General features: G+C 36.0%; 22 protein-coding genes and 3 tRNA genes. 9 read left to right on the top strand and 16 right to left on the bottom strand.

Annotated elements, in window-relative coordinates; genetic code table 11:
• Nucleotides 1-46 precede the first annotated feature (46 nt).
• Nucleotides 47-1,324: a M61 family metallopeptidase gene (locus tag BLR30_RS04635; RefSeq protein ID WP_228400714.1), complete on the top strand. Its 1,278-nt coding sequence runs from the start codon at nucleotides 47-49 to the stop codon at nucleotides 1,322-1,324.
• A complete protein-coding gene (locus tag BLR30_RS17845; RefSeq protein ID WP_228400713.1) occupies nucleotides 1,302-1,892 on the top strand; it encodes a PDZ domain-containing protein in 591 nt (196 codons plus the stop codon). Before BLR30_RS04635 ends, BLR30_RS17845 begins: the two co-directional genes overlap by 23 nt.
• 56 nt (nucleotides 1,893-1,948) lie before the next feature.
• Here the strand turns inward: BLR30_RS17845 and BLR30_RS04630 are convergent, their stop codons facing one another.
• The 3 genes from BLR30_RS04630 to pepE all read right to left on the bottom strand — a co-directional run bounded on the left by BLR30_RS04630 (nucleotide 1,949) and on the right by pepE (nucleotide 5,281).
• Entirely contained in the window at nucleotides 1,949-3,109 is a 1,161-nt protein-coding gene (locus BLR30_RS04630) for a sensor histidine kinase (RefSeq protein WP_228400721.1), read from the bottom strand.
• Nucleotides 3,109-4,479: a D-alanyl-D-alanine carboxypeptidase/D-alanyl-D-alanine endopeptidase gene (gene dacB / locus BLR30_RS04625; protein ID WP_089855468.1), complete on the bottom strand. Its 1,371-nt coding sequence runs from the start codon at nucleotides 4,477-4,479 to the stop codon at nucleotides 3,109-3,111. Before dacB ends, BLR30_RS04630 begins: the two co-directional genes overlap by 1 nt.
• Before the next feature lie 109 nt (nucleotides 4,480-4,588).
• Nucleotides 4,589-5,281 carry a dipeptidase PepE gene (gene pepE / locus BLR30_RS04620; RefSeq protein ID WP_089855465.1) on the bottom strand — a complete coding sequence of 231 codons (693 nt, stop codon included), beginning with the start codon at nucleotides 5,279-5,281 and terminating at the stop codon, nucleotides 4,589-4,591.
• Nucleotides 5,282-5,478: 197 nt separating this feature from the next.
• On the opposite strand from pepE, the gene BLR30_RS04615 reads away from it, so the two are divergent.
• A complete protein-coding gene (locus tag BLR30_RS04615; protein ID WP_228400712.1) occupies nucleotides 5,479-6,033 on the top strand; it encodes a tetratricopeptide repeat protein in 555 nt (184 codons plus the stop codon).
• Nucleotides 6,034-6,096: 63 nt separating this feature from the next.
• On the opposite strand, the gene BLR30_RS17540 is transcribed toward BLR30_RS04615, so the two are convergent.
• A complete protein-coding gene (locus BLR30_RS17540; protein ID WP_139164588.1) occupies nucleotides 6,097-6,333 on the bottom strand; it encodes a hypothetical protein in 237 nt (78 codons plus the stop codon).
• Nucleotides 6,334-6,552: 219 nt separating this feature from the next.
• Between BLR30_RS17540 and fsa the strand changes: the two genes are divergently transcribed.
• Complete coding sequence (fsa, locus tag BLR30_RS04610) at nucleotides 6,553-7,206, top strand: fructose-6-phosphate aldolase (RefSeq protein WP_089855462.1); 654 nt, start codon at nucleotides 6,553-6,555, stop codon at nucleotides 7,204-7,206.
• A gap of 58 nt (nucleotides 7,207-7,264) precedes the next feature.
• On the opposite strand, the gene BLR30_RS04605 is transcribed toward fsa, so the two are convergent.
• The 4 genes from BLR30_RS04605 to BLR30_RS04590 all read right to left on the bottom strand — a co-directional run bounded on the left by BLR30_RS04605 (nucleotide 7,265) and on the right by BLR30_RS04590 (nucleotide 11,106).
• Nucleotides 7,265-7,825, bottom strand: a complete 561-nt coding sequence (locus tag BLR30_RS04605) for a sugar O-acetyltransferase (protein WP_089855459.1) — start codon at nucleotides 7,823-7,825, stop codon at nucleotides 7,265-7,267.
• Nucleotides 7,826-7,921: 96 nt separating this feature from the next.
• Nucleotides 7,922-8,827 (bottom strand): GLPGLI family protein, encoded by a 906-nt coding sequence (locus BLR30_RS04600; protein WP_089855457.1) that lies wholly within the window; start codon nucleotides 8,825-8,827, stop codon nucleotides 7,922-7,924.
• Nucleotides 8,828-8,899: 72 nt separating this feature from the next.
• A complete protein-coding gene (locus tag BLR30_RS04595) occupies nucleotides 8,900-10,735 on the bottom strand; it encodes a M56 family metallopeptidase (protein ID WP_089855452.1) in 1,836 nt (611 codons plus the stop codon).
• A gap of 5 nt (nucleotides 10,736-10,740) precedes the next feature.
• A complete protein-coding gene (locus BLR30_RS04590) occupies nucleotides 10,741-11,106 on the bottom strand; it encodes a BlaI/MecI/CopY family transcriptional regulator (RefSeq protein ID WP_089855449.1) in 366 nt (121 codons plus the stop codon).
• A 331-nt stretch (nucleotides 11,107-11,437) separates the two neighbouring features.
• Here BLR30_RS04590 and BLR30_RS04585 point away from each other — a divergent pair, with 331 nt between their 5' ends.
• Both BLR30_RS04585 and BLR30_RS04580 read left to right on the top strand, forming a co-directional pair.
• On the top strand, nucleotides 11,438-12,019 hold the full coding sequence (locus tag BLR30_RS04585) for a hypothetical protein (RefSeq protein ID WP_089855446.1): 582 nt from the start codon (nucleotides 11,438-11,440) through the stop codon (nucleotides 12,017-12,019).
• 114 nt (nucleotides 12,020-12,133) lie between these two features.
• On the top strand, nucleotides 12,134-12,340 hold the full coding sequence (locus BLR30_RS04580) for a hypervirulence associated TUDOR domain-containing protein (protein WP_089855444.1): 207 nt from the start codon (nucleotides 12,134-12,136) through the stop codon (nucleotides 12,338-12,340).
• Between the two features lie 35 nt (nucleotides 12,341-12,375).
• Here BLR30_RS04580 and BLR30_RS04575 read toward each other — a convergent pair whose 3' ends face one another.
• The 4 genes from BLR30_RS04575 to BLR30_RS04560 form a co-directional block, all read right to left on the bottom strand.
• Nucleotides 12,376-12,786, bottom strand: coding sequence for a hypothetical protein (locus BLR30_RS04575; RefSeq protein ID WP_089855439.1), 411 nt, complete (start codon nucleotides 12,784-12,786; stop codon nucleotides 12,376-12,378).
• 161 nt (nucleotides 12,787-12,947) lie between these two features.
• Nucleotides 12,948-13,020: transfer RNA gene (locus BLR30_RS04570), tRNA-Met, on the bottom strand.
• 38 nt (nucleotides 13,021-13,058) lie between these two features.
• Nucleotides 13,059-13,131: transfer RNA gene (locus BLR30_RS04565), tRNA-Met, on the bottom strand.
• Nucleotides 13,132-13,169: 38 nt separating this feature from the next.
• Nucleotides 13,170-13,242: transfer RNA gene (locus BLR30_RS04560), tRNA-Met, on the bottom strand.
• Between the two features lie 100 nt (nucleotides 13,243-13,342).
• Here BLR30_RS04560 and BLR30_RS04555 point away from each other — a divergent pair.
• The 3 genes from BLR30_RS04555 (at nucleotide 13,343) to prmC (ending at nucleotide 15,638) form a co-directional block, all read left to right on the top strand.
• Entirely contained in the window at nucleotides 13,343-13,954 is a 612-nt protein-coding gene (locus tag BLR30_RS04555) for an L-threonylcarbamoyladenylate synthase (RefSeq protein WP_089855436.1), read from the top strand.
• 76 nt (nucleotides 13,955-14,030) lie between these two features.
• Nucleotides 14,031-14,789, top strand: a complete 759-nt coding sequence (gene yaaA / locus BLR30_RS04550; protein ID WP_089855433.1) for a peroxide stress protein YaaA — start codon at nucleotides 14,031-14,033, stop codon at nucleotides 14,787-14,789.
• A complete protein-coding gene (gene prmC, locus BLR30_RS04545; protein WP_089855430.1) occupies nucleotides 14,790-15,638 on the top strand; it encodes a peptide chain release factor N(5)-glutamine methyltransferase in 849 nt (282 codons plus the stop codon).
• A 51-nt stretch (nucleotides 15,639-15,689) separates the two neighbouring features.
• Here the strand turns inward: prmC and BLR30_RS04540 are convergent, their stop codons facing one another.
• The 4 genes from BLR30_RS04540 to BLR30_RS04525 are packed head-to-tail and all read right to left on the bottom strand — an operon-like array spanning nucleotide 15,690 to nucleotide 21,344.
• Nucleotides 15,690-16,343, bottom strand: coding sequence for a rhomboid family intramembrane serine protease (locus BLR30_RS04540; protein ID WP_089855427.1), 654 nt, complete (start codon nucleotides 16,341-16,343; stop codon nucleotides 15,690-15,692).
• Nucleotides 16,344-16,354: 11 nt separating this feature from the next.
• Nucleotides 16,355-18,940, bottom strand: coding sequence for a DNA gyrase/topoisomerase IV subunit A (locus tag BLR30_RS04535; RefSeq protein WP_089855423.1), 2,586 nt, complete (start codon nucleotides 18,938-18,940; stop codon nucleotides 16,355-16,357).
• The gene (locus BLR30_RS04530) at nucleotides 18,941-19,423 is read right to left on the bottom strand and encodes a hypothetical protein (RefSeq protein ID WP_089855420.1); all 483 of its coding nucleotides are present in this window, start codon (nucleotides 19,421-19,423) and stop codon (nucleotides 18,941-18,943) included. It abuts the gene before it with no gap.
• A 31-nt stretch (nucleotides 19,424-19,454) separates the two neighbouring features.
• Nucleotides 19,455-21,344, bottom strand: a complete 1,890-nt coding sequence (locus tag BLR30_RS04525; protein ID WP_089855417.1) for a DNA topoisomerase IV subunit B — start codon at nucleotides 21,342-21,344, stop codon at nucleotides 19,455-19,457.
• Between the last annotated feature and the right edge of the window lie 183 nt (nucleotides 21,345-21,527).

The following is a 21,527-nucleotide window of genomic DNA, read 5'->3' as shown; positions in this document are numbered from 1 at the left end:
ACAAAATCATTTTTTCAGCAACTATTTAACTATAATTTTAAACTCAATGAAAAAAATTGCACTTAGTTTAGGTATTTTGACTGCATTTTTGGCAAATGCCCAATCTATAAAAACAACGATTGACCTGGTCAACGTAAAAGATGATAAAGTAGCTGTCACCATGGATTTTCCTAAAGTGAAATCAGGAGATGTAAAATTTCACTTTCCGAAAACCGTTCCCGGAACGTATTCTGTGGATGATTACGGAAGATTTGTGGAAGGCATTAAATTTTTAGATAATAAAGGAAAAGAGCTCGCATTTACGAAAGTTAATGACAACACCTATTCCCTTAAAAATGCTCAGAATTTATCTAAAGTTACGTATCTGGTCAACGACAGTTTCGATGATGAGATGGATACTTCAAAGCATAAAGCTGTATTCTCACCTTCCGGAACCGATATCGAAGCGGGGAAAGTTTATCTTATCAATACCCACGGATTCGTCGGCTATATCGACAATATGCAGGATGTACCTTATCAACTCGTAATTCAGAAGCCAACAGATTTTTATGGAACAACCGCTTTGGTCGATCAGGATACATCTGAAGCTACCGATACGTTTACTCTGGCCAATTATGCAAAAGTTACGGACTCTCCATTGATGTACACTAAACCGGATTATATCACCTTCAATGCAGGTGGGATGGATCTTGTGCTTGGCGTTTATTCCCCTTCCGGAAAATACAAGGCGGCAGATTTTAAAGATAATCTTGAAAAAATGGTAATTGCTCAGAAGAAATTCCTGGGAGATATGAATACCAATAAAAAATATGCCATCATGCTTTATCTTGCGGGAGGAGACGGGCCTCAGATTAAAGGTTTCGGGGCGTTGGAGCATCATGAATCTACAAGTGTTGTACTTCCTGAAATGATGCCGAAGGAAGCAATCGATAAAACCATTACCGACGTTGTATCTCACGAATTTTTCCATACGGTAAATCCGTTGAAAACGCATTCCGAAGAGATTCATCATTTTGATTACGCAGATCCGAAAATGTCTCAGCATCTGTGGATGTATGAAGGCGGGACGGAATATTTTGCCAATCTTTTCCAGATTCAGAAAGGTTTGATAACAAAGGATGAATTCCTTCAAAGAATGAATGAAAAAATAACCAACTCTAAGAACTATAACGATACCATGCCATTCACGGTGATGAGTAAAAATGTTCTTAAAGATGAGTACAAAGATCAATACAGAAATGTCTACGAAAAGGGAGCTCTTCTGGCGATGTGTCTTGATATTGAACTCAGAAAACTTTCCAATGGTGAGATGGGGATATCGTGATATGATCCGAAAACTGTCCCAAAGATTCGGTGAAAACAAACCTTTTAAAGATGATAAACTAATTGATGAACTGGTTACTGTAACAGGTTATCCTCAGATAAAAGATTTTTATAATAAATATATCGCAGGAAGCCAACCGACTCCATATGCGCAATATTTGAATATGGTGGGAGTAGAATTGAAAAAACAGGAAACGCCGCCAATCTTCTGGTTTATTAAAGATCCGAACCAGACAGGATATGATGATAAAGCGAATGCCTTCATATTTGATGAAAGTTCTGCACTGTCTCCGTTCGCCAAAAGTATCGGATTTAAAATCACGGATAAGATTGTTGCTTTAGACGGTAAAACGATCAATATCCAGAATATTCAGGACTTCATCAATTACTCCAAAACCATTAAAGAAGGACAAAATGTAACCGTAACCATTTTAAGGGATAATAAAAAAATGGAGCTTAAAGGAAAGGCTATTCTTGATAAAATGACAATGGAAACATTACAGTTTAAAGCTAATCCGACTCCGGAAGAAAAGAAGCTTCAGGATCAGTGGCTGGCTGGAAAAAAATAATTTTTTAACTAAAATATCTGAGCGGGGAATTTTTCTCCGCTTTTTTTGTGATGACATCAGGCTTTTTTTATCATTATCCTGAATGTCGTGCCTTTTCCAACTTCTGTCTGAGCAATCTTGATATCACCATTATGATATTCCTGAATTACTCTTTTTGCGAGTGATAAACCTAAGCCCCAACCTCTTTTTTTAGTTGAATAGCCCGGTTTGAAAGCATTCCGTGCCTGTTGTTTGGTCATTCCGCTTCCGTTGTCCTGTACCTCAATGATGATATTTTTATTACGTTCAGTGACAGACATAGAGATAGCGCCCTCTCCTCTCATAGCATCAACAGCATTTTTTATCAGATTTTCGATCACCCAGCTCATCAGAATTTTGTTATGCGGAACAGTAACCGTGTAGGTAGGAAGATGAAGCCCAAAATTGATTTTTTTGGAAATACGTGTCCGCAAATAATTATAATTATCTTCGATGGTTTTATTAAGGTCTGTATCATTCAGTTCAGGAACCGACCCGATTTTAGAGAATCTTTCGGAAATGGTCTTCAATCTTTCAATGTCTTTTTCGATTTCATGAACACCTTCGGAGTCCGGATCTTCAAGTTTCAAAATCTCCATCCAGCCGATCATGGAAGATAGCGGAGTTCCGATCTGGTGTGCTGTTTCCTTTGCCAGCCCAGCCCAGAGATAGCCTTCATCTGTTTTTTTTATGGTCCTGAAAAACCAAAAAGAAAATACGAAATACGAAAGAATAAAAACTCCTAAAATATAAGGTGAATACTGCAAATTATTTAATAATTCCGAATTGTCATAATATACAAATTGATTATTTCCATTTGGAACCTTAATTTCAATTGCAGGATAGCTCTTTTCCATTTTCTTTGCCAGCGCTATAATCTGAGACGGATCATCTCCAATATCGGCAGGTATATTTTTATGTTCCATTATCTGATCATTTTTATCTAAAATAATCATAGGAATGGTTGTATTTGAACTATAAATCTGGAGAAGTAATGCCTGAACCTCTAAACTTGGAGTCTCAACTTCCTGCTGAAATTTTAAGGCACTTACCAAAATATCGACCCTCTTAATCTCTTCCTTTTTAAGAAAATTAAAAAGAAAGGTAGAAGCAATAACAATCGTCAATACAACAATCGTCATGAGGATAAAAATGATCCAGTTATTCAGCCTTGCAAATATTGATTTTCTCAAAGTAATTATTTTAAAACGTTCAGGATCTTCTGCAATTCGGTACTTCCACTTCCCTGATAATTATTGATGATAATGGAAAATACATATTTTTTTCCATCTTTTGAAGTGTGAAACCCGGCAAAAGATTTGGTATCCCGCATGGTTCCGCTTTTCATTTTCAAACCGTTGCCCTGAACAGGAAAACCGTCGTAGAAAGATTCGAACCAGGGTTGTTTCTTTGCATAAAGCAAAGCCTGTACTTCTGCTTTTGCTGAAACATAGTTTTGTGGTGAAAGTCCGCTTCCGTCAGCGAAATTAATCATATTCGTATTGATCCCCTTTGATTTCCAGAATTCCTTTAAATACGCAACTCCAGTTTTAAAATTAGAATTCCCTTTCTTTTCTTTGCCTAAAGTTTTAATTAAAGTTTCACCATAGAGATTGATGCTTTTTCTTAAAAACCAATAAATGATTTTGTCCAGTGTTGGCGACTCATAAGTAAGAATAACTTTATTTCCCGGAATCTGTATGGTTTTCTTTCCTTCAATTTCCAATTGGGAATTTGTAATCACCTTTCCTGAAAAATCGATTCCGGAATCTTTCAGCCATTGTTTTACTTCAACCCCTAATTGTAATGGCGGATTAGGTGTTGAACCGGAAACCGTAAGTGTTTTTGCAGGTAAAGTCCCGTTAATTAATGCTACATTTGAATAAGGTGCTGTAAAGATCAGACTTTGATCGGAATTCCCTCCAACTTTTACGTCATTGAGCCAGCTTACTCCTTCCAACGGATAAGAGAAGCTTTTAATTTCATTTCCACTGATGTTGATATCAAACTGATTTTCGCGCCAGTTGACTCCCCAGACTCCCGCCCCGTAATAATTTCCGAGATCATCCCACGGCCAGCCTCCAGGAATAGTCTGGTGATCAAAATAAGAATCGTCGATCACGAGATCACCTGAAATTTTGGAAATTCCGACTTTCTTAATGGACTCAATTAATTTCTGTTTAAAATTGTCTGGTTTATAAGCATCATATCGCAAGCTTCCCAAAGTAGGATCGCCTGTAGAACTGATTATCAGATCACCTTTTAAATTACCTCCCGAAATACTACCCGAATAGGCTGAAACCGTTTTGTACGTATAGTTCTTGCCTAAAACTTCCAGAGCTGCACCAGCCGTGAATATCTTTTGTGTGGACGCTGTTGAAAGCCCCTTATTGCCCTGATATTCGTAGACAAAATTTCCATTTTCATCTGAAACATAAAATGAAAGATTGGATGAAATTGCAGATGATGAATTCATTAGGTTTTTGGTAGCTTCATCAAGCTTTTGCGATATATTCTGAGCAAAAATAATCTGCGTGGATAATGTAAGGACTGCTAATGTTTTTCTCATTCTTTAAGCTTATTTTCGATCTCTGAAAAGTAAAATTCTAATACAGATACTTCAACTGGCTCAGTGTGATCCAGCTATCGTTCTTCAATTCAAATATAATTAAATAAAATTACAGTTCAGTGCCCGGTTCAATCTCGTAAGGTTCTTTATTTCTCTCAAAAATTCTTGTTTTTTCGCTGCCTTCAACGGTAATTTTATCTCCTCTCCTGCGGATCCAGTTTCCTTCCCTAAGTCCTACGACTTTAAGGTCATTCTGGGTTAAGAATTCTTTGATCCGGGTTTCCCGAGTTTCTCCGTTATGTTTCAGATCCGGGTTCGGGTCAAGGTAATGCGGATTGATGTTAAACGGTACCAGCCCCATACAATCGAAGCTCGGAGGGTAAACGATCGGCATATCGTTCGTAGTCTTCATGTTTTGTCCGCCAATATTACTTCCTGCGCTACAGCCCAGGTATGGTTTCCCGTTTTCAATATTTCTTTTTAAAACTGACATCAGGTTTTCTTCGTGTAAGGTTTTAACCAATAAAAACGTATTGCCGCCCCCGGTAAAGAAACCTTTTGCATTGTTTAGTGCCTCTGTTTTATTATCAAATTCATGAAGGCCTTTCACTTTTATATTGATTGTTTTAAAGAATGAATCTGCTTTTGCCGTATAGTCATCATAAGAAATGCCGCCAGGTCTTGCAAAGGGTATAAAGATGATTTCATCAATCCCGCTGTAAAGACTAATCAGTTCTTCTTTTAGATATTCAAGGTATTCTCCGCCAAATAATGTGGAAGTGGAAGCTAATATAATATTCATAGGTATAAATGTCGTTAAATTGTTATCGCAAAGATAGCTTATACAAGCCTGAATCTAAAATTAATCTAAAAGACATCTAAAAGGCGTTAATTTTTTCAAAAAAAGCTTAAAGGCTCTAAATTATTCAGTTTTATGGAATTATTATTGGACTTTGTTCTATGCAATTGAAAAATATTAGAATTATGAAAATGACTAAAATGAATATCAGAAACCTGTTCACAGGTCTAATGTTAGCAGGAAGTGTAGGTTTTGTAAGCGCACAGACCACCCAGACAGATAGTGCAGCAGGTACAACCAATGCAGCTGCAACGGCTACAGCAACTCAATCAGCCAATCCGGCTATTGATGCTCTAAAGAAACAGGTAGAAGCAAATCCGAAGGATACTGAAGCATTAGCCAAATTGGCAGGAGCTTATCAGGAAGCCTCAGATTGGACAAATGCTATCGATACATGGAAAAAAGTATCAGCTGCAGTTCCGGACTGGGCTCCATCTTACTACAGCCAGGCTTATTCTTACCAAAATGCTAAAGATGATGCCAACGCCAAAATGGCTTATGAAAAATATATTGCTACGGTAAAACCTGAAGAGGTAGAGCAAAATAAGAAAAATCTGGCGTATGCTTATTTTTATATCGCATTCTCGGAACAACAGTCTGATCCTGACAAAGCAAAGGAACATATTGCAAAATCTTTGCAGTATGACCCTACCAACCAGGATGCTGTAAAACTGAGCCAGGCGTTGAATTCATAGAAAGCTTTAAATTCATATTTAAAAGATCGGAAAATTTCCCGATCTTTTTTGTGTAAAATAATATTAAACTTCGCTGCATACTCCAAGAGGTTTTCGGAGTTTCCCGAAAGTTTGCTGCAGGTTGCAGGAGGTTTTCGGACATTCCCGAAAAGTCATTGCAAGGGTGTAACGGATTTTCGGATGTTCCCGAAAAGTTGTTGCGAGGGCGCGACAGACTTTCGGGTAATAAATGGTTAGGATTTGAATGAAATATTTCAGGTATGTTACATTGATGAATGGTTTATTTTTATATGCTCGCAAATTTTGCTGATTTAGCAGATAATTAATTTATGTTTAGGCTAAAGCCGTTGGCGGTATGTTAATGTTGGCAGGCGGACTTTAGTCCACCCCTATTGATAAAGTTGTTCTAAAATTCTCACTTAAATTAATTCTGTCCAAACCTTAACCTGAATCTCCCCAATTAAAATTTCCCACTCCAAAAAGGAATGTTTATCTTTGTAATACATAAATCTGTAAAACATGAAATTTTTTATTGACACGGCTAATTTAGAGCAAATTAAAGAAGCAAAAGATCTTGGAATTCTTGACGGTGTTACAACGAATCCGTCATTAATGGCTAAAGAAGGAATTCAGGGTGCTGAAGCTATTAAGAATCACTATAAAGCAATTTGCGAAATTGTAGACGGTGATATTTCTGCAGAAGTTCTTTCTACGACGTATGAGGAAATGATTAAGGAAGGTGAGGAATTGGCTGCTATCCACCCAAATATTGTGGTAAAAATCCCAATGATTAAAGACGGAATCAAAGCTTTAAAATATTTTTCAGATAAAGGAATCAGAACAAACTGTACATTGATTTTTTCTCCGGGACAGGCTCTTCTTGCAGCTAAAGCCGGTGCAACGTATGTTTCTCCTTTCTTGGGAAGACTTGATGATATTTCAACTGACGGATTAAATTTAATCCAGGAGATCAGATTGATTTTTGACAATTATATGTATGAAACTGAAATTTTGGCAGCTTCTATTCGTCACGGAATGCATATTATCGACTGTGCGAAGATTGGTGCTGACGTTATCACGTCACCACTTCCTCCGATCTTGAGCCTTCTTAAGCATCCATTGACAGATAACGGACTGGCTCAGTTTATAGCAGATTCTCAGAAACTGGCTTAATAATCTTTTAATATTATACAGTATCGGCGCGGAAACGAAGTTTCCGCGCCGATACTTTTTACTGATCGATATTCTTTACTATCCTGCACGGATTTCCTACGGCTACAACATTGTCCGGAATATCTTTGGTTACCACACTTCCTGCACCGATTACCGTATTATTCCCTACCGAAATTCCCGGCAGTACAACGACATTTCCGCCAAACCATACATTATCTCCGATTTTTATCGGATGAGCTGTTTCAAGGTCTTCGTTTCGTTGTTTTACATTAAGAGGATGACTGGCTGTGTAAAAACTACAGTTTGGCCCGATAAATACATTGCTTCCGAAAACAACTTTGGCACAATCCAGAATCACCAGATTATGATTGGCATAAAAGTTTTCTCCCGCTTCGATATTGTAACCATAGTCGCACCAGAAACTGGGTTCAATACAGATATTCTGTCCTGTTTTCCCTAATAATTTTTTAAGTAGAACATCTCTTCCTTCCGAATCTGAATTTTTAAGCTGATTGTATTGATGGCAGAGATCTTTAGCGCTAATTCTTTCATCGATCAGCTGCTTGTCGTAGTTGGCATTGTATAAAAGTCCGTTCGCACATTTTTCCTTTTCGGTCATATTCTTATTGTAATTGGTTGATTTAATTTAAATATAACAAAAAGAAAGCAGGATAAAAAATTACTTTTACCCTGCTTTTAAAAAACAATTTATATTTTATTTTACTAAATCGGGTTCGATAGGATTATTATTTTTCGCTAAAGATTCCTTCGTTCTTTTTTCCATCTCCCTGAATACCTGATTCGGATCTGATACTTCTTTTCCGTCTTGTGTTTTTACCTTAAAGCTTACTCTTGTATTATCACTACCTCCGTTTCTCATCATCATTTCCCGCATATTTTTAGTAGGATCATTTACATAATCTTTCCATAATTTTCTGTACTGGTCTTTGGAAATTTCTATTTCCTTTCCTCCGATTCCCATGATTCTTACATTCCCCGGCATATCCATTTCATTTGCAGCAACGGGAGATTCCATTTTTTTATTTCCTACAAGCGTCATAATGTGAGATCCTGTGGTGTCTTCAAGCTTTACGATCAGCCCGGGAAGCCCGTAGAATTTATATGGTCCGTCCTGAAAAGGAATATCTGTACTGAACCAGGCAATCCATTCTCTTCCTCCATAATTTGTCGTTGCTTTCTGTGCATTGTACTCTCCTATTTTCTGTTTTTCAGGAAGAATTTTCCATTCGGGTTTCTGATCTTCTCTTACTTTATACTGATCCATAGAAACGCGCGTGAAAAGATAAGTTTTAAAATCAGGATATGATTTTGTTACTTTATAACTTACCTGCCCGGCATTATCCCTTCTATTGATGTTGATGCTTCCGGATCCGCTTTTGATCTGCTTCTGCACTTCTGCCATTGATGTGGAATCGGATACGAATTTATCGCGGCTGTAGTAATTTGATCCATTTTTATCAATATCGAGCAACATCATTTCTTTTTTAACATCCTCTTTATTGTTGGAATCGGGAATAAATTTATATTCGTAAAAAAAACGGTTGATCTGTGCATTTGCCGCCGCAGTGATGAAAAGAAAAAGTAGAACAATATTTTTCATAATTTACTTCTTGGTTTTAAAAAAAGCTCTGCCAATATTTTTAAAAATTATTCAACAGAGCTGTTTGGAATTTTATTTTCTGGTTTCAATTTTTATTACTCCGGTAGTTTTTCCTCCGTCAACCGTTCTTTTATCTATATTCATCTTTTTGATGATATTCGGATTTAAAGCTTCCATTTCAGCTTTTGAAGATTCTTTTCCGTCGATATATATCTTTAGATCTTCTGTTCCTTCCGTATTCTTAATTCCTGAAGCAATAATAGACTTCCCATTGGCAGTGATCCTTACGTTGTCACTTTTTACCTTCATGTTATTAATCTCAGGAAAACTTTTGAATGAATTGCTATAAACATATGCTCTTCTGTTACCATCCAACGCTCTTCTCTGTGCTTCCAGTTTTGCTCTTTCTCCATCAAGCTTGGCTCTTTTTTCATCCAGTCTCGCTCTTTCTTTCTCAAGTTTAGCTCTTTTTTTAGCCGTTTCAGCAGATTCCTTAGCATTTGTTGCTGATAATCTGAAAGTATTATCCATATCAGGAGACCATTTCCCTTTGAATGCATAAACTTTTACGTTTGGAGCATTTGGCGGCGGTGGCGCATCGGGATAATCAAAGTCAATTTCTGGCATTTCAGGGATATCAACCTTTATATTCTGAATGTCACTTACTTTATCTTTCCATTCTTTTGAGTTGAAATAATCATCAATTTTCACATCTTTCCCATCCATATGGATGACCATTGCTGATTTGAGAAAATCTTTTGAACTTGCAATTTTTCCGATTTCACCGGACAGCTTTCCGATTTCTTCAAGATTTTTATTGTATTCTTTACTTTCAGGAGTAAGGTCTTTCAAAGCCTGACTTTTTTCCTGAATCTTTTTACTGAGATCAGCAATTTTTTTATCATCAAGAGCTCTGTTGTAGACTTTAGGACTTATTACTTTATTATCTTTCGATTGTGGAGTAATGGTATCTTTTTTAACAACAGTTTTTTCTTCTTTTTTAATTTGCGAAACCGCTTTCTCAATTTCTATATTGGTGGCTTTAATTTCCTGGTTTTTGGCATTAACCAGATAAGCAAAAGCTACTGAAAATACTACCGGTAATGCAAAAATTCTACGCGCATACCCGAATTTAGTTTTAGGTTTTTGTAACATTTTTAATCGTTTTTTTAAATTGGAACTTAAAAACGGACTGGTGGCAGGCAACTGGTTTCCGGAAAAGTGGCTTGCTAAAAGCATCTGCGCAAATGCTTTGGTGTCCGATTGTTTTACGGCTTTTTTATCAGCCAGATATTCGTGAATTAAACTGATTTCTTTTTTAATGATATGAAAAAAAGGATTGAACCAGAAAACAGAGGTAATGATCTCAATAAAAATTTTATCGAATGAGTGTTTCTGCTCAATATGCACCATTTCATGCTTTAAAATCTGCTTTCCGACCTCCGAATTCAATGTGATGGAATTCTTCCAGAAAAGATTTTTAAAGTAAGAAAATGGCGCTTCGGTAAGATTGGTACGGTAAAAATTGATACCGTCGAATGTTTCTTTCTGAAACTGGTTTTTAAGCTGCTGAATTCTGAAAATTCCGTAGACAAATCTTCCTAAAAAATAGAAAGAAACCAGCCCCAAAGCTGAAAAAATAATTCTAAAATAAATGTAATCATTGGTCGAGTTTTTATTGTTAAAATTCTGTACCGTATCTATTAATTTATAGATATCATTGCTTACTTCAATGGTAAAATCTTCAATGTTTATCAGAGGAAGCAACAACGATATCAGCATCGCAGACAAAAGATAAAATCTGTTGTAGTGATGAAATGTCTTGTCTTTTAAAGACAATTTATAATACAAAAACATTACACCAGAACATAAAATAACTTTTCCGAAGTATAGAAGTACAGTTTCCATGGGTATTAGTTTTTCTTTTTAAGTTCGTCCAGTAGCATTTCAAGGTCTTCTACTGTCATTTCATTTTTTTCTACAAGAAATGAAACGGCACTTTTGTATGATCCTTTAAAATAGTTTTTCACCAGGCTTTTCATTGTTTTTCCAGAGTATTGCTCTTTAGAAACCAACGGAAAATATTCATGCTGCCTTCCATACACATTATAATCTACAAATTCTTTTTCCTTCAATACCTTTAAAATGGTAGAAACGGTATTGGTATGAGGTTTAGGTTCAGGAAAGAGATCAAGAACGTCTTTAAGAAATCCTTTTTCCAATTTCCATAAATACTGCATTACCTGCTCCTCTGCTTTTGTTAAGGTCTGAATTTTCATACATTCTTATTTATCATTAATTGTGATATGAACGCGTAATTCAATATCACTAAGAAATTAGTTATACAAATGTAGAAATAAAATCTATTCAAACAACTATTTTTTTAGTGATAATAAATGTATTTATTTAAATAACTGAAAATCAATGCAGTAAATTTTATTAAAATTTGTTAAATTTTTAAATATTAAAAAAAGTGACTTAAATATTAATCAGAAAAAGGAATATATATTGCTGAAATTCTTAAAACTTGTTAAATTTTATTAAATAAAATTAAAATGAATTTGTCTTAACTCAGAAAATATATTTATTTTAGTGCTTTAAAAATTTCTCATGAAAAGATATAACTTGTTAATTGTACTATTACTACTGATTTTTAATGTGACAACCGCTCAGAAAAAAGGCTCTCCTGCAGCAGATTTCAGTGCAATAGGTGAAGCTAAGACCAAGATTGAAAATACAGTTCCATTAGCGATCAAACATTTAAAAGAGATCAGCGAAAAAGAAAATGATCCTAATATCCTTACCAACGGTACCAATGCGTTATCTAAAGAATACGCCAAAGTAGAACTCGAATGGCGACTTTACAGAGGAAATATGAATAACTGTATTCTAAACAACTCTTCCAAAAAAGCAAAGAAATGTATGGAATATCATAATTCAATGTTCAGAGGTACCCTTATTAATTACAACAACTATATCACCAATCTCACCAGAAAGAACGGATATCTTGGAGTGGAAGGTGAAACGAAATTCGATTTTAATCCATCTGAAATTACCACAAAGCTGAATGAATCTTATTTCAACGCAAATGATGCTGCAAAAAGAATGAAAGGAACACAAAAGAAAGATTTTCTGGGTCAGACAATGGCTGATGATAATGCGCTTAAACCTTTTAATCAGTTGGCACAATAAAATACTCACACAACCACTTATATTGATCCCACTTTTTTAAGTGGGATTTTTTATGAATACACTTCATTATTTTATGGCATAATAATTATACTATGATTGTTAAAAATAAAAAAGATGAGTACATTAAAAAAAGGAGATATGGTAAAATGGCAATTCAGCAATGGAGAAACTCACGGAATCATTACCAAAATTCACACAAAAGACTTTGTATTTATGAACAGGCAGCGAAGAGCTTCTGAAGAGAACCCACAATATGAAGTCATGAGCGAAAAAACAGGAAAATCTGCTGTTCACAAAGCATCTGCATTGAAGAAAATGTAATTGCCACAGAAGATTCTGCGGCAATTCAATTATATTTATTTTATTTTGTCATAGATCAATTTGGTCACAACAGCACCAAAAAGATAATAGGCAACCGTCATTATTTTTTTCTGATTGTTTTCAGCAACCGGCTTATCATCAAGTCCCAGTTTTTCAGGAAGCGCTACTGCGCCAAGTCCCATGAGAACACCGGAAGCAATATTAAAACCAGTGGTTGCCGTTGCGGCGTAATACATTCCGTTTCCGATAACATCTCCTGCCAATGTTGCAGCATACAGCTGATCGTGATTGGTCACTTTTGCATCTACTTTATCCAGTGCTTTGTTTAAAGCTTCTTCTCCCACTTTATTAATCTCGGGAACATTATCGAAATTCTTTCTAATGACTTCATGCAGAAGGCTGAGTGCTACAGCGCCGCCTAAACCTGCCAGGATTTTTTTGTACATAATATTGTAATTTAAAAGGTGTTATTTAATCTATCTGCACAAATTAAGCCATTTGAATAAGGTTGAAGATTAGGTTAAGATTGTTCATTACTTAATGAAAAAATCAGGGATTCCTATATGAATAAAAAAAGAGTATTATCCGTAGACAATACTCTCTGTAGTAGCGGGAACCGGACTCGAACCGATGACCTTCGGGTTATGAGCCCGACGAGCTACCTACTGCTCCATCCCGCGGTATATTTTTAGAACGCTTACCGACAGCGTTATCCTAGTAGCGGGAACCGGACTCGAACCGATGACCTTCGGGTTATGAGCCCGACGAGCTACCTACTGCTCCATCCCGCGGTATATTTTTAAAACGTTACCGACAAACGTTTTCTTAGTAGCGGGAACCGGACTCGAACCGATGACCTTCGGGTTATGAGCCCGACGAGCTACCTACTGCTCCATCCCGCGATATTGGACTGCAAATATACGACAATATTTTTAAATTCCTAATTTTTCTTTTAAATAAAGGGATTTTACGAAAACTATTTTAATATTTGTATCTTTGGGTATGGCAAAAATATTGAAAATATATCCAGAAAACCCTCAGGAAAATCTTATTAATGAGGTCATTAAAACTCTAAATAATGGTGGATTAATTATTTACCCTTCTGATACGGTATATGCTTTGGGCTGTAATATTTTTGATATTAAAGCGATGGAAAAGCTGGCACAAATCAAAAAAATCAAGCTTGAAAAGGCAAAATTCTCTATAATCTGTAATGATCTCAGTCACCTGTCGGATTTTACAAGACCTATTGATACTTCTGTATTCAGGTTCCTTAAAAGTCATTTGCCAGGGCCTTTCACCTTTATTCTTGATGCCAATAAAAGTTTACCGCTAGCTTATAAAGGTCATAAAACGATTGGTATCCGTGTTCCGGATCATTCCATCCCGCATCTTATTGTTGAAAAATTAGGACATCCTATTGCATCAACTTCCATAAAAGATGATGACGAAATCATTGAATATTCTACTGATCCTGAGCTGATTGCAGAAAAATACGATCATCTTGTAGACATTGTTATTGATTCCGGCTATGGAGATAATGTTGCTTCTACTATTGTTGATCTCACTTCGGGAGAACCTGAAGTGATCCGTCAGGGAAAAGGAATAATTTAGGAATATTTACTAATTTATAAAGCTTAAACATTCTATAAACTGCTTACTGATATTTACTTATCTGTATTTTAACATTATGAAAATACTTACCTCTCCTGCTAAACTTATGAATACGGAAAATTCTACGGATCTGCTGAAAACGACAGTTCCGAAGTTCATAGACGAAGCAGCTTTAATACAATCTTATTTAAAAGAAAAATCTCCCAAATATCTTTCTGAACTGATGGAAATTTCAGCTAAAATGGCTGATGAAAACTGGGAAAGAAACCAGAAATGGAAAGCAAAACCTACTGTGAAAGAATCTGCTCCGGCATTGTTCGCATTTACCGGGGAAGTCTACAGAGGTGTGGATGCAAAAACACTGGATAAGTCTGCTATTGATTACCTACAGAAAAACCACAGAATACTTTCCGGATTGTACGGATTGTTGAAACCTTCGGATAAAGTCATGCTTTATCGTCTGGAAATGGGTCGCCCTTTTCAGTTTGATACATATAAAAATCTGTATGAATTCTGGAAAGAAAAGATAACAGAACAGCTGAATTCCGAAATGAAAAAGAATGAAATTCTTCTTAATCTGGCAAGCAATGAATATTTTAAAGTAGTTGACCGAAAAAAAATCAATCATAAGATCATTGATTTTGATTTTTATGAATTAAAAGATGGTAAGCCCAAAACTATTGTAGTATATACCAAACACGCGAGGGGTCTTGTAGTAAGGTTTTGTGCAGAAACGAATGCCCAGACTCTCAATGATGTGAAAGCATTTAATTATGAAGGGTACCGGATTGATGAGGAAAAATCTACGGATACAAAACTGGTTTTTACAAGATAAATGACAATTTCAGAATTTAAAAAACATTTTAAAACAGAACTTTGCGAATTATATACCGATTCGGAAAGTACTGTTTTAGCTTCGGTTTTTGTTGAAAAAATTACAGGATTCAATTCGTTTCATCAAAGGCAGTTCTCAAATCAGGAATTATCAACAGATGACGAAGAAAAGCTATGTCGTTTCATTGAAAAACTAAAAATAGGAATGCCATATCAGCATATTCTGGGCGAAACAGAATTTTACGGAATGACTTTTTTCGTTAATGAAAATGTATTGATCCCGCGCCCAGAAACGGAAGAATTGCTGGAGTTTGCCATTAAAAAGATTCACAATTCAACATTGCCGGTTGACAGTCTGAAAATTCTGGACATCGGAACCGGAAGCGGAATTATACCTTTGGTTTTAAAAAAGCACTTTCCTAATGCTGAAGTAACCTCAATAGATTATTCTGAAAAAGCGCTGGAAATAGCAAAAAAAAATGCCGATTTTCATCAGTTGAATATTAACTTGGTTCATGCTGATTATCTTAATTTTGAACTTCATCAGGACTTTAATATCATTATTTCGAATCCGCCATACATCGGAATTGATGAAGAAAATGAAATTGAAAATTCAGTAAAAGGTTTTGAGCCCGCCATTGCGCTCTTCTCTCCTACTTCAGATGCTTTGATTTTTTACCGGAAAATAGCAGAAGATTCAAAAAAATATTTGAATAAAAACGGTTTTTTATTTTTAGAAATAAACCAGAAATTAGGCCCGGAAACGTTGGAATTATATAAAGATTTTTCTGAAGCTTCCTTATTAAAAGATTTATCAGGAAATGATCGTTTTGTTTTTGGGATAAAATAAAGACCAATGAATATCTGTTTCATTGGTCTTTGACTATTATTTAATATTAATTTATCCTATCCTTTTCTTTACAAAAATTTCATACGCCAGATAAATAAGCGGAAGCGCCATAATTCCCAGGAAAGGAGAATTGGCTATTGCAGCCTGCGGTTGAGTAGCAACAGCATAAACCAATCCGAAAAACGCACCTCCTAAATGCGCTGCATGACCAATATTGTCATGCTGGTTGGGATTCAGCATCATGTAAACGGAATAGCTGAAATAAACAAGTCCGAATACAAACCCCGGAATGCCTATTGGAATAAAGAACATATAAATTTCCAGATGAGGAATCATCGCAATAGAAGCAAATAAAATCCCGGAAACTCCGCCACTAGCTCCAATTGCAGAATACCACGGCTGTCTCTGATACACAAAAAGCGAGAATATATTACCCAACAAAATAGAGCCGAAATAGATCAGAATAAAACCCAGATTTCCAAAACCGTTAATCACAACCGGTCCAAAAAAATAGAGTGTCATCATATTAAACACCAGGTGAAAAATATCTCCATGAAGAAATCCGGAAGAAAGAAGTCTTATATATTCCTGTCTGTTGCGAATAGCACCAACATTAAATTTATATTTTTCAAAATTACTGCTTCCATTGGGTGCTATAAAACTTATGATGGCAGTAATTGCTATCACTAATATTAAAATATTCATATTTTCAAACTTTAATGATCAGAATTGTTATCACTCTGAAACAGATCACCAATCATGCCATCTTCATCTGTTCCGCCTGTAGATTCCGGTTCTTCATAAATTTCCGGTTCCTCTTCTTCAGGTTCAGGAATTGTAATATTGATTGTTTTAACTTTAAATTTTGTAAACTGGTTTCCGATGGCTTTAATCCCTTTTACGGCAATAAATTCATCAATATTTACCGTTTCCGGTTCACGCTCTTTTCCTTTATCTTTAGCAAAAATAATCTCCGCAGTAGATCCGTTCGCAACAATTACGTTTTCGATAAATGACTTCGGATGCTCAGAAGGCATGAACGTCTGCAGATTAGGCGTATTTTCAAATAAGAATCTTTTAATGAAATAAATATCTTTTTCTCCATCAAAATAAATACACGTTACCGGCTGATTCGGTCTCCATTTTTCCAGAACAAGGTATTCATCATCAAATCGGTTACCCAAATCAAATGAAATCAGTTTTGCTTCTCCGTTCGTATTGATTGTTAATATTTTATCATCTCCTTTAAAACTTCCCAGTAAAGTTCCGCGCCCGTCTGCATTCAGTCTTCGTACCGTATCATCAAACCAGATTTTTCTAGGGGCAAGTGTGGAAACTCCTTCTTCTTTCAGGTCGACCTTTTTCACGGAATATTTCGTCACCAGGTTTCCTTTAGAATCACGTCCTTTGATGGCAAGTTCGGAAAAATCAACATCCATTTTATTCTTTCTGATTCTTGGATTTGGTTTTAAAAGAACACTCACTGTTTCCGCTTCACCATTAGGATTTGCTGAAAAATAAAGTACTTCCGAGCCTTTTTTATCTGAAGCCAGCGGATAGTCGGTATTTCTCGTTACCCCGGTCACCGAAAAGCGTTTCATATAATAAGGTCCTTCTCTGCCTTCACGGTAAATCATATTGTAAACCGTCCTTTTATCATTTTTCTTCCAAATCGCAACATGCAGAATGTCTTTTCCGATAAAAGTTTTTGCTTCTACCTTTACCACCTTCATGCTTCCGTCTTTTCTGAAGGTAATGATATCATCAATATCTGAACAATCGAATAAATACTGATCTTTTTTGAGAGAAGTTCCGATAAATCCTTCTTCGAAGTTGGCATAGAATTTCTCATTCGCCACAGCAACTTTTGTAGCATCAATCGTATCGAAAATTCTTAGTTCCGTTTTTCTCTGACGGTCTTTTCCGTATTTTTTCTGAATATTCAGATAATAATCAATCGCATACTGAACAAGATGAGCAAGATGATGCTTTACCTGTTCGATTTTCCCCTCTAATGCGGCAATATTTTCTTTAAATTTATCTAAATCAAACCTTGAAATTCTCTTGATTCTGATCTCTGTTAGCTTTAAAATATCCTCTTCCGTAACAGCTCTTAAAAGGTGTCCCGTATGAGGTTTAAGGCCTTCATCGATGGTTTTCAGAACATCTTCCCAGGTTTTTACCTCTTCTATGTCGTGGTAAATTCTGTTTTCGATAAAAATTCTTTCCAAAGAAGAAAAATGCCAGCTTTCCTGCAATTCATGAAGTTCGATTTCGAGCTCTTTTTTAAGCAATGACACCGTATGATCGGTATTTATCTTTAAAATATCGGAAACATTCATGAACATTGGCTTGTCGCCAACAATTACACATGCATTTGGTGAAATTGTTACCTGGCAATCGGTGAATGCATACAAAGCATCGATTGTTTTATCAGGCGAAACGTCATTATGAAGATGAATAAGAATTTCAACCTTATCCGAAGTGTTATCTTCGATTTTTTTAATCTTGATCTTTCCTTTTTCGTTCGCTTTCAGAATCGAATCAATCAAATCACTTGTCGTCTTAGAATAAGGCAACTCCGTGATAATCAGCGTATGTTTGTCGAGCGGAGAAATCTTTGCTCTGGCTCTTACTTTTCCGCCTCTTTGTCCGTCATTGTATTCGGATACGTCGAGATATCCCGCCGTTAAAAAATCAGGGAACAGCTCAAACCTTTTCCCTTTAAGATAAGCAACGGAAGCATTAATCAGTTCATTAAAATTATGCGGAAGAATCTTTGTAGAAAGCCCTACTCCGATTCCTTCGACTCCCTGAGCAAGCAGTAAGGGAAATTTAACCGGAAGATCAATCGGTTCGTTGTTTCTACCGTCGTATGACTTTGCCCATTCTGTGGTTTTGGGATTAAAAACAACTTCCAGCGCAAACGGAGTCAGTCTTGCTTCGATATATCTTGCTGCAGCTGCCGAGTCGCCGGTATAGATGTTTCCCCAGTTTCCCTGTGTATCTATAAGCAATTCTCTCTGCCCGATTCCCACCATGGCATCAGTAATAGAAGCATCGCCGTGCGGGTGATATTTCATCGTGTTTCCTACAATATTGGCTACTTTATTGTAACGTCCGTCCTCCAGCTCTCGCATAGAATGCATTATTCTTCGCTGAACGGGTTTAAAACCATCATATACAGACGGGATCGCACGGTCTAAAATTACATAAGAAGCATAATCCAGGAACCAGTCTTTGTACAGGCCGGAAACTTTTTTTAAGCTCTCCCCTTCATGCGGGTGTTCTTCTGTTATCATTTATATATTAACGCTTTTCTCTTTATTAGTTTTGATGACCTTATTCAAGGAAAATCTCAAATCTTTGATTTCTTTTCTTGTAAGGTAGGAAATTTCATATTTCAGCAATGTCATCCCATTGTTTTTACTGGAAATCTTAATATACAGTCTTTTCATAAAAAACATATTAATGATCTCGAATTTAAGCAACTTATATTTTGGAAACTCATCACTCAGCGGTTTCTGCAGAAAAGGAATAATATTTCTGTTTCTGAAATGAAGAGCTTCGCCATCACTGTCGTATTCAAAAATCTGCCTTCCGTTAAGATAAAACAACAGTATCAAAAAAGCCGGTACTGCAATTAATAAAAACCTTTCTTTTCCTAAAATATTAAATCTGTATTTCTCTAAAAAATAGGCTCCAACTCCTGCTATAAGGAAAAAAATTAGCAGTGTGTTGATAAACCCGTAAACAGATGTTTTATTACGGTTGCTAAGTCTCATAATTTTTTTTTATTGTGTTTTTTTAATTCAATTAATTTTCATCTGTTATTTCACTCAGTACTTCTTTTTTATTAATATCAGGGTCTTCCACTACAAGATTTTCAAGAATAAATACCTGGCGGTCAGGAGTATTTTTACCCATATAAAACTCCAGCAGCTGATCTATCGTCTGATCTTTTCCTACTACTACCGGCTCCAGGCGGATATCTTTACCAATAAAATGTTTAAATTCATCCGGTGAAATCTCTCCCAACCCTTTAAATCGGGTAATCTCAGGATTTTTCCCCAGTTCATTCAGAGCTTTTATTCTTTCAGCCTCAGAATAGCAGTATCTGGTTTCTTTTTTATTTCTTACCCTGAACAAAGGAGTCTGAAGAATATACAAGTGTCCGTTTTTAATAAGATCCGGGAAAAACTGTAAAAAGAAAGTAATCATCAACAGGCGGATGTGCATTCCGTCAACATCGGCATCGGTTGCGATAATGACCTGATTATACCTGAGATCTTCGAGACTTTCTTCAATATTCAGAGCAGCCTGAAGGAGATTAAATTCTTCATTTTCGTAGACTACTTTTTTTGTTAATCCATAGCAATTCAAAGGCTTACCTTTTAATGAAAATACAGCCTGCGTTTCTACATCCCTCGATTTCGTGATAGATCCGGATGCCGAATCTCCCTCTGTGATAAAGATCTGGGTTTCTCCTTTTCTTTCATTTTTCTGATCGTTGTAATGCTGCCTGCAGTCACGAAGCTTTTTGTTATGAAGAGATACTTTTTTGGCTCTTTCTCTTGCCAGCTTCTGGATTCCGGAAAGCTCTTTTCTTTCTCTTTCTGAAATTAAAATTTTCCTCTGAATGGCTTCAGCAACTTCAGGATTTTTATGTAGAAAATTATCTAATTTGCTTTTCAGGAAATCGATTACGAAAGTTCTCACTGTTGGCCCATTCGGCCCGATGTCATTAGATCCTAGTTTGGTCTTGGTCTGAGACTCAAAGACAGGTTCTTCAACATTAATGGAAATGGCTGCAACAATAGATTTCCTTACATCTGAAGCATCGAAGTTTTTATTGAAAAATTCACGGATTGTTTTTACATATGCTTCGCGGAAGGCATTAAGATGTGTTCCTCCCTGTGTTGTATTTTGTCCGTTTACGAAAGAAAAATACGTTTCGGTCTGCGATTTATCCGTATGCGTAATTGCAACTTCAATATCATTGTCCTTTAAATGAACAATCGGATATAAGGTTTCATTTTCAAGTTCTTCATCAAGCAAATCCTTTAATCCGTTTTCGGAAAAGAAAGTTTCACCGTTGAAAAAGATTTTCAACCCGGGGTTAAGATATGCATAATTGCGGAGCATTCTTTCGATATACTCTTTTCTGAATTTAAAATTGAGAAAAATATCAGCATCGGGAATGAAAGAAATTTCAGTTCCGTTTCGGTCTGAAGTATCTTTTTCATCATAGTTTTCTGTAATAATTCCTCTTGAAAACTCAGCCACCTTCATCCTGCCGTCACGAAACGAACGAACACGGAAATAGTCTGAAAGCGCATTTACCGCCTTCGTACCAACCCCATTCAGACCGACGGACTTCTTAAAGGCTTTACTGTCGTACTTTCCACCGGTATTCATTTTCGAAACAGCATCCACCACTTTCCCAAGCGGAATACCACGGCCAAAATCACGGATCGTAACTTTGCCGTCATCGAGTTTTATTTCAATTCTTTTACCTGATTTCATTCTGAACTCATCAATGGAGTTGTCCAGAATTTCTTTAAGTAAAATATAGATCCCGTCGTCAGCGGAAGATCCGTCTCCCAGCTTCCCGATGTACATTCCGGGTCGCAAACGGATGTGCTCCTGCCAATCGAGGGTTCTGATATTATCTTCGGAATAGATTGGATTTATTTCTTGTGACATATATTATTTCAGCAAACATACAAAAATACGAAATTGAGCAAAATTATCCGAATGTTTTTAGTTCATTTTTTATTAATATTATATCGGGTATTGGATTATCAGACCTGAAATTTTATATTTACATTATTCAATACAAAGTGAAAATAATTGCTTATTTTTAACATTAACTAAGTGAAATTCAAT

It is taken from the genome of Chryseobacterium taeanense (genome assembly GCF_900099685.1).
Lineage (GTDB): Bacteria > Bacteroidota > Bacteroidia > Flavobacteriales > Weeksellaceae > Chryseobacterium > Chryseobacterium taeanense.
The sequence above is the reverse complement of the archived record's forward strand: the minus strand, read 5'-3'. Positions and strand labels throughout refer to the sequence as shown.

Coding starts and splice junctions, on each gene's coding strand:
- BLR30_RS04635 (WP_228400714.1), top strand. CDS start 47: ATGAAAAAAATTGCACTTAGTTTAGGTATTTTGACTGCATTTTTGGCA.
- BLR30_RS17845 (WP_228400713.1), top strand. CDS start 1,302: ATGGTGAGATGGGGATATCGTGATATGATCCGAAAACTGTCCCAAAGA.
- dacB (WP_089855468.1), bottom strand. CDS start 4,479: ATGAGAAAAACATTAGCAGTCCTTACATTATCCACGCAGATTATTTTT.
- pepE (WP_089855465.1), bottom strand. CDS start 5,281: ATGAATATTATATTAGCTTCCACTTCCACATTATTTGGCGGAGAATAC.
- BLR30_RS04615 (WP_228400712.1), top strand. CDS start 5,479: ATGAATATCAGAAACCTGTTCACAGGTCTAATGTTAGCAGGAAGTGTA.
- fsa (WP_089855462.1), top strand. CDS start 6,553: ATGAAATTTTTTATTGACACGGCTAATTTAGAGCAAATTAAAGAAGCA.
- BLR30_RS04605 (WP_089855459.1), bottom strand. CDS start 7,825: ATGACCGAAAAGGAAAAATGTGCGAACGGACTTTTATACAATGCCAAC.
- BLR30_RS04600 (WP_089855457.1), bottom strand. CDS start 8,827: ATGAAAAATATTGTTCTACTTTTTCTTTTCATCACTGCGGCGGCAAAT.
- BLR30_RS04595 (WP_089855452.1), bottom strand. CDS start 10,735: ATGGAAACTGTACTTCTATACTTCGGAAAAGTTATTTTATGTTCTGGT.
- BLR30_RS04590 (WP_089855449.1), bottom strand. CDS start 11,106: ATGAAAATTCAGACCTTAACAAAAGCAGAGGAGCAGGTAATGCAGTAT.
- BLR30_RS04585 (WP_089855446.1), top strand. CDS start 11,438: ATGAAAAGATATAACTTGTTAATTGTACTATTACTACTGATTTTTAAT.
- BLR30_RS04580 (WP_089855444.1), top strand. CDS start 12,134: ATGAGTACATTAAAAAAAGGAGATATGGTAAAATGGCAATTCAGCAAT.
- BLR30_RS04575 (WP_089855439.1), bottom strand. CDS start 12,786: ATGTACAAAAAAATCCTGGCAGGTTTAGGCGGCGCTGTAGCACTCAGC.
- BLR30_RS04555 (WP_089855436.1), top strand. CDS start 13,343: ATGGCAAAAATATTGAAAATATATCCAGAAAACCCTCAGGAAAATCTT.
- yaaA (WP_089855433.1), top strand. CDS start 14,031: ATGAAAATACTTACCTCTCCTGCTAAACTTATGAATACGGAAAATTCT.
- prmC (WP_089855430.1), top strand. CDS start 14,790: ATGACAATTTCAGAATTTAAAAAACATTTTAAAACAGAACTTTGCGAA.
- BLR30_RS04540 (WP_089855427.1), bottom strand. CDS start 16,343: ATGAATATTTTAATATTAGTGATAGCAATTACTGCCATCATAAGTTTT.
- BLR30_RS04535 (WP_089855423.1), bottom strand. CDS start 18,940: ATGATAACAGAAGAACACCCGCATGAAGGGGAGAGCTTAAAAAAAGTT.
- BLR30_RS04530 (WP_089855420.1), bottom strand. CDS start 19,423: ATGAGACTTAGCAACCGTAATAAAACATCTGTTTACGGGTTTATCAAC.
- BLR30_RS04525 (WP_089855417.1), bottom strand. CDS start 21,344: ATGTCACAAGAAATAAATCCAATCTATTCCGAAGATAATATCAGAACC.